The sequence below is a fragment of the Erwinia sp. CGal63 genome (genome assembly GCF_037026505.1).
Lineage (GTDB): Bacteria > Pseudomonadota > Gammaproteobacteria > Enterobacterales > Enterobacteriaceae > Erwinia.
The window spans coordinates 98,525-111,660 of record NZ_JAKUMN010000001.1 but is presented as its reverse complement, the minus strand read 5'-3'; the positions used below and the strand labels follow the sequence as shown (position 1 = coordinate 111,660).

Annotated in this window: 11 protein-coding genes; 4 read left to right on the top strand and 7 right to left on the bottom strand. The window is 55.5% G+C overall.

The window, feature by feature from the left end; genetic code table 11:
* Positions 1–41: 41 nt before the first annotated feature.
* The 3 genes from MKZ79_RS00545 to lrhA form a co-directional block, all read right to left on the bottom strand.
* On the bottom strand, positions 42–716 hold the full coding sequence (locus MKZ79_RS00545; RefSeq protein WP_336139167.1) for a NuoB/complex I 20 kDa subunit family protein: 675 nt from the start codon (positions 714–716) through the stop codon (positions 42–44).
* 15 nt (positions 717–731) lie between these two features.
* Complete coding sequence (locus MKZ79_RS00540) at positions 732–1,169, bottom strand: NADH-quinone oxidoreductase subunit A (RefSeq protein WP_336139166.1); 438 nt, start codon at positions 1,167–1,169, stop codon at positions 732–734.
* Between the two features lie 660 nt (positions 1,170–1,829).
* Positions 1,830–2,756, bottom strand: coding sequence for a transcriptional regulator LrhA (gene lrhA, locus MKZ79_RS00535; RefSeq protein ID WP_336139164.1), 927 nt, complete (start codon positions 2,754–2,756; stop codon positions 1,830–1,832).
* Positions 2,757–3,701: 945 nt separating this feature from the next.
* Between lrhA and MKZ79_RS00530 the strand changes: the two genes are divergently transcribed.
* Both MKZ79_RS00530 and yfbR read left to right on the top strand, forming a co-directional pair.
* Positions 3,702–4,916 carry a pyridoxal phosphate-dependent aminotransferase gene (locus tag MKZ79_RS00530; RefSeq protein ID WP_336139163.1) on the top strand — a complete coding sequence of 405 codons (1,215 nt, stop codon included), beginning with the start codon at positions 3,702–3,704 and terminating at the stop codon, positions 4,914–4,916.
* Positions 4,917–5,018: 102 nt separating this feature from the next.
* Positions 5,019–5,615, top strand: a complete 597-nt coding sequence (gene yfbR / locus MKZ79_RS00525; protein ID WP_336139162.1) for a 5'-deoxynucleotidase — start codon at positions 5,019–5,021, stop codon at positions 5,613–5,615.
* A gap of 3 nt (positions 5,616–5,618) precedes the next feature.
* Here the strand turns inward: yfbR and MKZ79_RS00520 are convergent, their stop codons facing one another.
* The 4 genes from MKZ79_RS00520 to yfbV form a co-directional block, all read right to left on the bottom strand.
* Positions 5,619–7,448, bottom strand: a complete 1,830-nt coding sequence (locus MKZ79_RS00520) for an SLC13 family permease (RefSeq protein WP_336139161.1) — start codon at positions 7,446–7,448, stop codon at positions 5,619–5,621.
* A gap of 78 nt (positions 7,449–7,526) precedes the next feature.
* On the bottom strand, positions 7,527–8,186 hold the full coding sequence (locus MKZ79_RS00515; protein WP_336139160.1) for a sugar phosphatase: 660 nt from the start codon (positions 8,184–8,186) through the stop codon (positions 7,527–7,529).
* Between the two features lie 13 nt (positions 8,187–8,199).
* On the bottom strand, positions 8,200–8,694 hold the full coding sequence (locus MKZ79_RS00510) for a YfbU family protein (RefSeq protein ID WP_336139159.1): 495 nt from the start codon (positions 8,692–8,694) through the stop codon (positions 8,200–8,202).
* Positions 8,695–8,836: 142 nt separating this feature from the next.
* Positions 8,837–9,289, bottom strand: coding sequence for a terminus macrodomain insulation protein YfbV (gene yfbV / locus MKZ79_RS00505; protein ID WP_336139158.1), 453 nt, complete (start codon positions 9,287–9,289; stop codon positions 8,837–8,839).
* A gap of 331 nt (positions 9,290–9,620) precedes the next feature.
* Between yfbV and ackA the strand changes: the two genes are divergently transcribed.
* Both ackA and pta read left to right on the top strand, forming a co-directional pair.
* Positions 9,621–10,823 carry an acetate kinase gene (ackA, locus tag MKZ79_RS00500; protein ID WP_336139157.1) on the top strand — a complete coding sequence of 401 codons (1,203 nt, stop codon included), beginning with the start codon at positions 9,621–9,623 and terminating at the stop codon, positions 10,821–10,823.
* 121 nt (positions 10,824–10,944) lie between these two features.
* Positions 10,945–13,089, top strand: coding sequence for a phosphate acetyltransferase (pta, locus tag MKZ79_RS00495; RefSeq protein WP_336139156.1), 2,145 nt, complete (start codon positions 10,945–10,947; stop codon positions 13,087–13,089).
* The last annotated feature ends 47 nt before the right edge of the window (positions 13,090–13,136 follow it).

Genomic DNA, 13,136 nt, shown 5'->3' with positions numbered 1-13,136 from the left:
TGTTGTTGTCGGCGTGCTGCTCGGGCCTTGTTCATTAACTCTTAAATTTCGTCCGGCGTACGCAGATTGGTGACCGCGATGCGTTCGCCCTGCTTTCTTTCGCGCTCGGACTGCATGTTGGCGCGATAAACGCCCTGATCGCCGACAACCCAGGAGAGCGGACGACGCTCTTTGCCGATCGACTCCTGCAGCAGCAGCAACGCCTGCATATAGGCTTCAGGACGCGGCGGGCAGCCGGGAATATAGACGTCTACAGGCAGGAACTTATCCACGCCCTGCACCACGGAATAAATATCGTACATGCCGCCGGAGTTAGCGCAGGCGCCCATTGAGATAACCCATTTAGGCTCCAGCATCTGGTCGTAGAGCCGCTGGATCACCGGCGCCATTTTGGTGAAAGGCGTACCGGCCACCACCATAAAGTCGGCCTGACGAGGCGAGGCGCGGATAACTTCTGAACCAAAGCGCGCCACGTCGTGCACCGAGGTAAAGGAAGTTGTCATCTCTACGTAACAACAGGAAAGGCCGAAGTTGAACGGCCACAGAGAGTTTTTACGTCCCCAGTTCACCATGTCATGCAGGGCGTGTTCGAGCTTGCCCATATAAACGCTTTGATGAACGTGCTTTTCCAGCGGGTCGGTGACAATCTCCTGCTTTTGCAGCGGGTAGCGATCGTTTTCGCCGTCTGGGTCTGCGCGGGTTAGCGTATAATCCATTGTTATGCCTCGCTTTTACTGCGTGTGACGGTGGGAATGCGAAACAGGAACTGATTTGGCGACCACACGGCGAGCGGGCGGAGCCCAGTCCAGCGCGCGGATCCGTACCAGATAAACCAGTCCGGCAAGCAGTACCAAAATAAAGATGGTGGCTTCGATAAAGCCGATCCAGCCGCTTTCGCGAATGGCGGTCGACCATGCATAAAGATAGAGCGCTTCCACGTCGAAGATGACGAAGAACATAGCGACCAGATAGAACTTAGCGGACATGCGCAGTTTGGCGGTGCCGACCGGCGCCGCGCCGGACTCAAAAGGGGTATTTGTATATCTTCCGCGGGCTTTTCCGCCCAAAAACCATGCTCCGGCCAACATTGCGCAGCACAGACCTATGGCGACGATCAGAAATACGGCAAACGCCCAGTGATGAGCGACGACTTCATTGGTAGTTGACATACACTCTGCTTAACTCAATAAAGGGGCTTCAGGGGGCTGCTCTGATAGCTGGCAGTTGGCTGACGCCTCGATTCAAGGGAAAAATAAAAAACCGAAAACCATGCTGTCTTTGTCGATTAAGCAGCAATTTTATGGGGTTTTTTACTCCTTTATATAACCTTTTGTCAACTTTGATAAAAGTATCCACAGGTTATTTTACACAAGTAGCATTTATTTAACATTTGATGCGCAAAAATTGCGCTAAATCGTGTCAGTGAAACGCCCTGTACTTAAGTGTAGCGGGTATTTCCTTGCATGGATCACGGTTTTAACAACGGCTATTCTGGCAGGAAATGGCTGCATTTCCTTCCCCTTACAAGGGTTATTTTTTTGATCCAGAACACGGTTTAAGCTTTTTTGAAAGAAAAACAGACAGCCTGAAGTGAGTAAAATCAATTCGACCTGAAGTTGGGTTTGTTAAGCAGGCCGGGAAAAGGAGAAAAGCGGGTTTCGCTGCTTTTTAGCGCAACAGAGAAGTAAACTCAGCGCAGGCGGGGTTGAAAATGCCTGGAAAAGACAACAAAAAAGCCTTCCGGAAGGAATATATCTCCAGAAGGCTTTTTAATGACAATTTTTTATCTATTTTTTCTTTAAAATTAATTAATTAAAATAAATAAAACTTTATTCATCTTCATCAGCGAAAGCGGAACGATCCTGGCCGCTTGCCGTCAGATTATAAGGGTCATTGCTGGATTCCATGGCGTTGAAAATTGCCAGCGCCAGCTCGTTGTCGCTTTCCGGGTTGCGGCACAGCAGATACTCCGTATCTGGCAGCACCGGCAGACCTTCCGCTGCGCCCATTACGCGCAGTTCCGGACTCATCATTTCTACCGGACGAGCGGTAACGCCCAGACCCGCTTTTACCGCGGCGCGTACGGCGGCCAGCGTAGAAGCGACGTAGGAGATACGCCACGGAATGCCCGCTTCGTTCAGGTGGTCGATAGCCATGTCGCGATACGGGCTTGGCTCATCCAGCAGCACCAGCGGAATCGCTTCTCCACGCTGAAACACATAGTCCGCCGCGCAATACCAGAGCGTTGGCGAAGTACGCAGTACCTGCCAGGTGAAGTTCATTGGGCTGGAAGTTGTCACTACCAGATCCACTTCGCCCTGGTTCAGCATCTCCATCATAAATGGATTGCGCTTAACGCGAACATCGATAGCCAGCTTTGGATAGACAGAGGTCACCCGATTCAGCAGGAAAGGCAGGATCGTATCCGAAGTATCGTCGGAAGCGCCGATGGTCAGCACGCCCTGAATGTTGCTGTACATCAGCGAGGTGCAGGCTTCATCGTTAAAACGCAGGATTTTTCGCGCATAGCCCAGCAGCTGGATGCCATGCTCGGTTAATAGTTTATTACGGCCGTGTCTGGCGAACAGCTCTTTGCCTACCAGCTGCTCCAGACGCTGCATCTGCTGGCTGACAGCGGATTGCGTACGGCATACGGCTGCTGCGGCAGCGGCGAAAGTATTCAGATCGGCAACAGCCACAAAAGTTCTGAGCAGATCGAGGTCGAGATTTAGAATTGGACGATTTGCGCTGGTCATGTTTTCTTCACTTTATAAGATTTTTAAGATACTACTACCCTGGTGTTATTGCCTTACTATCAATAAGATAAAAGACAACAATGGTGTAATGCGGCCAATGTGGTCGTCACTACCTTGCTTCGCAAACGCGCTACCCCAGCGGCCCAATATGCCCGACTTAGGTCGCCGCAGAGCCGCTGACAGATTTGTGCGTTTGATACATCACCGGTGCGCGCCGTGCTGCGGCTAAATACGCAGCGTCGACGTTTTACGGTAAAAATGCGCTGAATTCAGCTAATGCTGTAAGTGTAAAACACTTATAGAAAATCAACTTGCCAGAAAACTGTAGTCACAGTGAAAGAATAATAAAAAAAACTTAACTTTATACCGGGTAACCTCTGCCGTTTACCCTCCAGGAAAGCGCAATACCCCACAAGCCGCTTTCTGACTGTTATCCTGACATACTGGCGTTTACTTTTTAAGCCCAAATCCGATTATTCTTATCAGTAAAATAAGTTTTTATTGAGAATGTCGTCTCACACCCGTCTGTCACCACAAAAATTTATCAATTGGTAACAATATTTCAGCATTGAGGCCGCTCTTCGTCACCCAACCGGGCTTACGGCCGGAAGCGCCCGTTATTGCTATCTCGCAACGCACGCTCGTCGCCATGTTAAGCTTTATTTAATAGTTTACCTCTGTATCAATGCACCTTATTTTACCTAATCATTACAAAAAAGTCCTCATCGCGGGTAAAAAGTTCAGCATATTTACATAACGATACGCTTCATCCAGGCGTAAATTTTATTAATCCTTCCCCTGTCGAAGCGCTGCTGTCCGGTCGCGCTTTTCCACGGCCTCACGTCATCGGCGCGAGCATGGACTTCAAAAGCGCTAGCGAGAGGAGTACATTGTGCGGGTTTACTTTTCCACGGCAGGAATGCGGCTCAGCCAAAGGCGAATGAAATGACCCCTATTGATAAATCCAGCAAGCTAGACAATGTCTGTTACGATATCCGCGGCCCGGTATTAAAAGAGGCCAAACGCCTTGAGGAAGAAGGCAATAAAGTCCTCAAACTCAATATCGGCAACCCCGCGCCTTTTGGTTTTGAAGCTCCGGACGAGATTCTGGTCGACGTTATCCGCAACCTGCCAAGCGCTCAGGGCTACTGCGACTCTAAAGGCCTCTATTCGGCACGCAAGGCTATCGTGCAGCACTATCAGGCTCGCGGCCTGCGTGAAATCACGGTCGAAGACGTTTATATCGGCAACGGCGTTTCCGAGCTGATCGTGCAGTCGATGCAGGCGTTGCTCAACAGCGGCGACGAGATGCTGGTACCGGCGCCCGACTATCCTTTATGGACGGCTGCCGTTTCGCTTTCCAGCGGTAAAGCGGTGCACTATCTCTGCGACGAGTCCGCCGGCTGGTTCCCGGATCTGGACGATATTCGCAGCAAAATCACTCCGCGTACCCGCGGCATCGTGATTATTAACCCAAATAATCCAACCGGCGCAGTGTACAGCAAGGAGCTGCTGCTGGAAGTCGTCGAGCTGGCAAGACAGCATAATTTGATCATTTTCGCCGATGAAATTTACGACAAAATTCTTTACGACGCGGCGCAGCACCATTCGATTGCCGCGCTGGCGCCGGATCTGCTGACCATCACCTTTAACGGCCTGTCAAAAACTTACCGCGTGGCGGGTTTCCGCCAGGGCTGGATGGTGCTTAACGGGCCGAAGAAGCACGCCAAGGGCTATATCGAAGGTCTGGAAATGCTGGCTTCAATGCGTCTTTGCGCCAACGTGCCGGCTCAGCACGCCATTCAAACCGCGCTGGGCGGCTATCAGAGCATCAGCGAATTTATCGTGCCGGGCGGCAGACTTTATGAACAGCGCCAGCGCGCCTGGGAGCTGATCAACGACATTCCGGGCGTCAGCTGCGTGAAGCCGGACGGCGCGCTCTATATGTTCCCGAAAATCGACGCCAAAAAATTCAACCTGCACGACGATCAGAAAATGGTGCTGGATTTCCTGCTGCAGGAGAAAGTACTGCTGGTTCAGGGCAGCGCTTTCAACTGGCCATGGCCGGATCACGTGCGTATCGTCACCCTGCCGCACGTTAACGATCTGGAAATGGCTATTGGCAAGTTTGGCCGTTTTCTGGAAGGTTATCGCCAGTAGCCCGCCACGGATATCGCTGCATTCTGTAAACTGAAGCGGCTATACTGTGTCGCCAGAGCGGGAGTCGCCCCGCTCTGGTCTTCTGGCACAGGAAAACGTTTAATGAATCAGAGCCATTTTTTTGCCCATCTTTCCCGTCTCAAGTTGATTAACCGCTGGCCGCTGATGCGCAACGTGCGTACGGAAAACGTTTCCGAACACAGTCTGCAGGTGGCGATGGTCGCTCACGCGCTGGCAGTGATTAAAAACAAAAAGTTCAACGGCAACCTTAACGCTGAGCGGATCGCGCTTACGGCGATGTATCATGACGCCAGCGAAGTGCTGACCGGCGACCTGCCGACGCCAGTGAAGTATTACAATGCGCAGATCGCCAACGAATATAAAAAGATAGAGAAGATAGCGCAGCAGAAACTGGTCGAGATGCTGCCCGAAGAGCTGCAGGATGCCTGGCTGCCGCTGCTGGACGAGCGGCAGCGCAGCGAGGATGAAGAGGCTATCGTCAAGCAGGCGGACGCGCTCTGCGCCTATCTGAAATGTCTGGAGGAGCTTTCCGCCGGCAACCATGAGTTTCAGCTGGCGAAAGCCCGGCTTGAAAAAACGCTCACCCAGCGGAAAAGCCCGGAAATGGACTATTTTGTCGAGGTGTTTGTGCCGAGCTTCAGCCTGTCGCTGGATGAAATCAGCCAGGAGTCGCTGTAAACATCAGAACGGGAATAGCAGCGGCACCAGTACCACGCTGACCGCCATGATCAGCAGGGTAAAAGGCACGCCCGTTTTCACAAAGTCGCCAAAACGATAGCCGCCAGGCCCCAGCACCAGCGTATTGACCGGACTGGAAACCGGCGTCATAAAAGCGCTGGAGGCCGCCACCGCTACGATCATCGCGAAAGGATAAGGCGACAACCCCATCTGGTGCGCTGCCGCGACGCCCACCGGCGCCATCAGGACGGCGGTGGCGGTATTCGAGATAAACAGCCCGATAGTGGCGCACAGCGCGAACAGACAGGTCAGCATCACATAGGGCGTGTAGCCGCCGGCCAAATCCATCAGCCCATCAACAATCAGCGTAATGCCGCCGGTTTTCTGCAGCGCCAGCGCAAACGGCATCATGCCCACAATCAAAATAATACTCGGCCAGTGGATCGCCCGGTAGGCGCTCTCCATATCGATACAGCGGAATTTGCCCATCAGCAAACAGGCGATCAGCGCCGCCACCGGATTCGGGATCTCGTTGGTCAGCATCATCGCCACCATCAGCGCCAGGCAAAAGATAGCGTGCGGCGCCTGGCTGCTGGCGGGCGCCACCTCTTTGACTTCCGCAGGCAGGCTCAACAGCAGCACGTCCCGCTTTTGCAGCTGGAGCTGACGGATCTTCTTCCAGTCGCCAATCACCAACAGGCAGTCGCCCAGCTCCAGCGGCAGATCGCTTAGTATACCCTGCAGCACTTCGCCGCGGCGGCGAATGCCGATAACGCTGACGCCGTAGCGGGTGCGGAACGAACTTTCCCGCAGCGTTTTCCCCTGCAGCTCGGAATCGGGATAAATCAGCGCTTCCGCCATACCGACATCCTGCGCGCGATCGGAAAAATATTCGCCGCGCAGGATCAGTGGTTCCAGGCGATGCTCGCTGCAAAATTCGCGGATATCGATATCGGCGGCGGACATATCGATCAGCAGCACGTCGCGGACGCGAAACTGCGTAACGCCGGTCACCGGCACCATTACTCGCCGGAATTTACGCCAGCGCTCCAGCCCGACCACGTTGATGCCGTAGCGCTCGCGCAGCTGTAAATCGTCCAGCGGCTGCCCAATCAGCGAAGATCCAGGATGCACCGCGAGGCGACGCGCGCGGCCACTAAGCTTGTAGTCGCGAATCAGATCGCGGAAGGTGCGCTCCTGCCCTTTTTTCGCCTGTTTGTTTTCCGCCGCGCCCAGCCAGAAGCGGGCAAGAAGCATATAGCCGATACCCAGCACCAGCGCCACCAGCCCGATTGGCGTCACGTCAAAAAAGCCGAAGCCCGCCAGCCCTTCGCGCACCAGCTCGCTGTTGATCACCAGGTTAGGCGCTGTGGCGACCAGCGTCATCATGCCGCTGATCAGACCCGCAAAGCTCAGGGGCATCATCAGCCTGCCTGGCGAACGGTTCATTTTCGCCGATACGCTCAGCACCACCGGAATAAAAATAGCCACCACGCCGGTCGAACTCATAAAGGCGCCCAGGCCAGCCACGGTCAGCATCAGCAGCGCCAGCATTTTCGCCTCGCTGCTGCCGGCCGCTTTCATCAGCCATTCGCCCATACGCAGCGCCACGCCGGTGCGCACCAGTCCTTCGCCAATCACAAACAGCGCCGCGATCAGAATAACGTTGGCGTCGCTGAAGCCCATCATCGCTTCCTGCAAGGTTAATGTGCCGCTCAGCACAAAAGCGATAATCACCAGCAGCGCCACGACATCCATACGCATTTTGCCGCTGACGAACAGCGCTATCGCTATCGCCAGCAGGCTCAACACCCAGATAAGCTCTTTATTCACTTCCGCTTCCCGCCCGTGAGAAAAACTTTCGGGAGGATGCCATAAAAAAACCCCGCTGATGCGGGGCTAAATCATATCTTAGTGCTTTCGGTGCACATCGAGCGTGCCGTCAGCATTTTTGCTGATAATCAGCTCCTCCAACGAGCTGAGCTGCATATCGACATCCTCCAGCCTCGGCGATCCGGCGGGCGCGTTGACGGCGATAACGTGACTGCCGGCAGCGAGTCCGGAAAGGATGCCCGCAGCGGCATCTTCCACCACCACGCACTCTTCCGGCTCCAGCTCCAGCAGCTGTGCGCCCAGCAGATAGGCGTCAGGCGCTGGCTTGCCGTTTTGCACTCGCTCTGCGGTGATAAAAATCTCCGGCTCCGGCAGGCCAGCCGCTTTGCGTCGGGCTGAGGCGACCGGCACCGAGCCGGAGGTGACGATAGCCCAGGGTACGCGGAGCTCGTTCAGCGTGGCGAGCAGCTGCACCGCACCCGGCAGAGCCACGATGCCGTCAGTGTCTTCCGCTTCGGTTTTTTCCAGCGCCAGGAACTCCTGCTGGATCGCCTCTTCCGAAGCGCCGGCCATAAAATGACGCAGTGAGGTGATAGCCTGCTTGCCGTGGATAAAATTCAGCACGTCATCCGCTGCGATGTCGTGCCGCGAGGCCCAGTTTACCCAGGCGCGTTCGACCACCGGTAGGGAATCCACCAGCGTGCCGTCCAAATCAAACAGAAAACCTTTACACTTCACTGCATATTCCTTCTCAGGCGTTGATGATTTGCGCGATCTCGTTCGCGCTCAGATGATACTGCCTTGGACAAGTGTGCCATACGGCGAGCATACGTTGATACTTTTCCCACATCGGCGTCTGCGCGTTAAAGCCGTGGCTGCCGGCGTCAAAATGGGTATAGCGGCCTTCAGTCTGCACCATAAACCGCACGTAGCCGAGATATCGCGCCTCGGTAGCGGCGTCGAAGCCCAAAAATTGCAGGCGCCGCTCTTCGATTTCGTTGGGATCTTTCAGATTTGTCCAGGACACGTGCAGCGCGTGGTGCATCTCCATAATATCGATAAGGGTGCGGCACACCGTTTCGGGCAGTTCGCCGAACTCGCGGTCCAGCTCACGCATCTGCAATCCGTAACCGCGCTCGACGATAGTCTGCAGGCGGCGATAGCGCTCGAGGTTGTCGGGATCCAGCAGGCTCATCAGCCGGTACTGGTTAGAAAGGATTAAACGCTGCGCATGGCTCATTTCCATCATCAACTCCTGGTGTCCGTAGGACAGGTGAAATTAGGATGGCGCAAGGATTGCACAACGCGCTGCGGCAAGGCACAGCAAACCGCCACTTCTTTGACGCAGGCCAGTTTTTCGCCGCCGCCGCAGCGAAAAACGGCAAAACTCAGAGATCGTCGAGAAAGGTTTTATCCAGCTGGCGAAAAGCGCGCTTCAGCACGTCGGCCAGAGACTGATAGGTAGGCTTGCCTTCCACGGGCGCCAGCGCCTGTCCGGCCGCCTGCAGCTTTTCGCGCACTTCATGGAACCAGCTCAGCAACGCGGGCGGCAGCGGCGTAACGGAGCGCTTGCCCAGCCACCACAGACCCTGCATCGGCAGGCTGCAGGCAAACAGCGCGGTAGCGACGGCTGGCCCGAGCTGGCCGCCTAAGGCGATTTGCCAGGTCATGGCGAAGATAGCCAACGGCGGCATAAAACGAATGCCGAAGCGCGTCGCTGTCGTCACTCTGTTTTCCGGAAACAAAGGCGCGAGACGCTTGTCGGCTGGCCATGTTTTCATGTAGTGCTGCCCGTTCTGGAACAGTTTAAACCAACCGACGGTGCCGGATTCATTTGCCATGGTTGACCTCAACTTCAGGGATAAAAATTAAACAAAAAATATAGCTCAACAACTTTACCTGACATCTTTCAAAAAATTTTGTCTTTGCAAGGCACTCGGTTATCCTGTGCGCGATTGTTGAATGGCTGTTACATGCTTGCTGCGATTCTGCTGGTTCAGAGTCCACCAGCGCGCACAAATTCAAAAAATCTTGTGATTTTTATGAAATTTTTTTGCTTTCGGACAAATATTGCCGTCAGCATGATGTTCATCATTAATGTACCAGCTTTCATGCGCTACGCTGATAGTTGATTGAGTTTTTTTTCGCCACCCTCAACCAATAGGACCTACCATGTCGAGTAAGTTAGTTCTGGTTTTGAACTGCGGTAGCTCATCGTTAAAGTTCGCTATTCTCAACCCCGCAAACGGCGACGAATACCTTTCCGGTTTAGCCGAATGTTTCCATCTGCCTGAAGCGCGCATCAAGTGGAAAATGGAGGGCGACAAACAGGAAGCGGCACTAGGCGCTGGCGCAGCTCACAGTGAGGCTCTTAACTTTATCGTTAAAACTATTCTGGCACAAAAACCAGCGCTGTCTGCACAAATTACTGCAATAGGCCACCGTATCGTGCATGGCGGCGAGAAACTGACCCAGTCCGTGGTAATTGACCAGGACGTTATCCAGGGTATCAAGGACGCTTCCTCTTTCGCGCCGCTGCATAATCCGGCACATCTGATCGGCATCGATGAAGCGATGAAAAACTTTCCGCACCTCTCCGATAAAAACGTGGCGGTATTCGATACCGCGTTTCATCAGACCATGCCGGAAGAGTCCTATCTTTACGCCCTGCCTTACTATTTATATGAAGAGCATGGCGTGCGCCGCTATGGCGCGCACGGCACCAGCCACTACTATGTGACGCACGAGGCGGCTAAGGTGCTTAACAAGCCGCTGAGCGAACTGAACATCATTACCTGTCATCTGGGCAACGGCGGCTCCATCAGCGCCATTCGCAACGGCGAGTGCGTGGATACCTCTATGGGCCTGACGCCGCTGGAAGGCCTGGTGATGGGTACCCGCTCCGGCGATATCGATCCGGCCATCATCTTCTTCCTGCACGACACGCTGGGCATGAGCGTGGACGCTATCAACAAGCTGCTGACCAAAGAGTCCGGCCTGCTTGGCCTGACCGGCGTGACCAGCGACTGCCGCTACGTGGAGGATAACTACGCCACAAAAGAGGATGCGAAGCGCGCGATGGATGTGTTCTGCCACCGTCTCGCCAAGTATATCGGCGCCTATACGGCGCTGATGGAAGGTCGTCTGGACGCGGTGATCTTTACCGGCGGCATCGGCGAAAACGCCGCGATGGTGCGCGAGCTGACGCTGAATAAACTGGCGCTGCTCGGCTTCGAGGTCGATCACGAACGCAACCTGGCGGCCCGCTTCGGTAAAGGCGGCTTTATTAATAAAGAGGGCACGCGGCCCGCTATCGTTATCCCAACTAACGAAGAGCTGGTGATTGCGCAGGACGCCAGCCGTTTAACCGCTTAAGTGAACACCGTCAGCCGAGGCTGACGGTGTTGTTTCAGGCATCAGGAAATCCACCGGCGCCGTTTTTCGGCAGTGACAGTCCGAACCACGGCATCGCGGGTCTAATTTTGAGAGGTCTACTTTGTCTCGTACCATAATGCTAATCCCGACCGGCACCAGCGTCGGTCTAACCAGCGTCAGTCTTGGCGTTATTCGCGCGATGGAGCGCAAAGGCGTTCGCCTGAGCGTGTTCAAACCTATCGCCCAGCCTCGTTCGGGCGGCGACTCGCTCGATCAGACCACGCTGATTATCCGCGCCAACTCCGCCATTCCGGCCGCCGAACCGCTGCAGATGAGCCATGTTGAGTCGCTGCTGGGCGCCAATCAGCAGGACGTGCTGATGGAAGAGATCATCGCGCGCTATCATGAAAACACCCAGGACGCGGAAGTCGTGCTGGTGGAAGGCCTGGTGCCGACGCGTAAGCATCAGTTCGCTTCCGCGCTGAACTATGAGATCGCCAAAACGCTGAACGCGGAAATCGTGTTCGTGATGTCGCCGGGCAACGATTCGCCAGCCCAGCTGCAGGAGCGCATCAAGCTGGTACGCAGCAGCTTTGGCGGCAGCAAAAATAAAAACATTACCGGCGTTATCGTCAACAAGCTGAACGCGCCGGTCGATGAACAGGGGCGTACACGTCCCGATCTGTCCGAGATTTTCGACGACTCCACCAAAGCCAGCGTGGCCAATATCGATCCGCAGCAGCTCGCCGTTAACAGTCCGCTGCCGGTGCTGGGCTGCGTGCCGTGGAGCTTCGATCTGATCGCTACCCGCGCCATTGATATGTGCCGTCATCTGAACGCCACCGTTATCAACGAAGGCGATATCGCCACGCGCCGCGTCAAGTCGGTGACTTTCTGCGCCCGCAGCCTGCCGCATATGCTGGAGCACTTCCGTCCCGGTTCGCTGCTGGTGACTTCTGCCGACCGTCCCGACGTGCTGGTCGCTGCCTGCCTGGCGGCGATGAACGGCGTGGAGATCGGCGCGATCCTGCTGACCGGCGGCTATCAAATCGACGAGCCTATCCAGCGCCTTTGCGAACGCGCTTTCGCTACCGGCCTGCCGGTCTTTATGGTGAAAACCAACACCTGGCAAACCTCGCTGAGCCTGCAAAGCTTCAACCTGGAAGTGCCAAGCGATGATACCCAGCGTATCGAGCGCGTGCAGGAGTATGTCGCGAGCCATATCAGCTCTGACTGGATCGAATCGCTGACCGCCGCTTCCGAACGCAGCCGTCGTTTGTCGCCGCCTGCCTTCCGCTACCAGCTGACCGAGCTGGCCCGCCAGGCGCGCAAACGCATCGTGCTGCCGGAAGGCGACGAGCCGCGCACGGTTAAAGCCGCCGCCATCTGCGCCGAGCGCGGTATCGCTACCTGCGTGCTGCTGGGCAATCCGGAAGAGATCCAGCGCGTGGCCGCCGCTCAGGGCGTCGAGCTGGGCAAAGGCATTGAGATTGTCGACCCGGAAGTCGTGCGTGAGAACTACGTTCCTCGCCTGGTGGAGCTGCGTAAAAACAAAGGCATGACCGAAGTGGTGGCGCAGGAGCAGCTGGAAGACAACGTGATGCTCGGCACCATGATGCTGGAGCGCAGCGAAGTGGACGGTCTGGTTTCCGGCGCGGTGCACACCACGGCCAACACCATTCGTCCGCCGCTGCAGCTGATTAAAACCGCGCCGGGCAGCTCGCTGGTTTCCTCGGTGTTCTTTATGCTGCTGCCGGAGCAGGTGCTGGTCTACGGCGACTGCGCCATCAACCCGGATCCTAACCCGGAGCAGCTGGCTGAGATCGCCATTCAGTCTGCCGATTCCGCGACCGCTTTCGGTATCGAGCCGCGTGTGGCGATGATCTCCTACTCCACCGGCAACTCCGGCGCGGGCAGCGACGTAGAGAAAGTTCGTGAAGCAACGCGTATCGCGCAGGAAAAACGTCCCGATCTGGTTATCGACGGCCCGCTGCAGTACGACGCGGCTATTATGGCGGACGTGGCTAAATCCAAAGCGCCGAATTCGCCGGTCGCCGGTCGCGCCACCGTGTTTATTTTCCCTGACCTGAACACGGGCAACACCACTTATAAAGCCGTGCAGCGTTCAGCGGATCTGATCTCTATCGGGCCGATGCTGCAGGGCATGCGCAAGCCGGTTAACGACCTGTCACGCGGCGCGCTGGTGGACGATATTGTTTATACCATCGCGCTGACCGCCATTCAGGCAAAACAGGCCGAAGGCTAAGCGCGCTTTAAATTAAGGCGGATCGAAAGATCCGCCTTTCTTTGTTT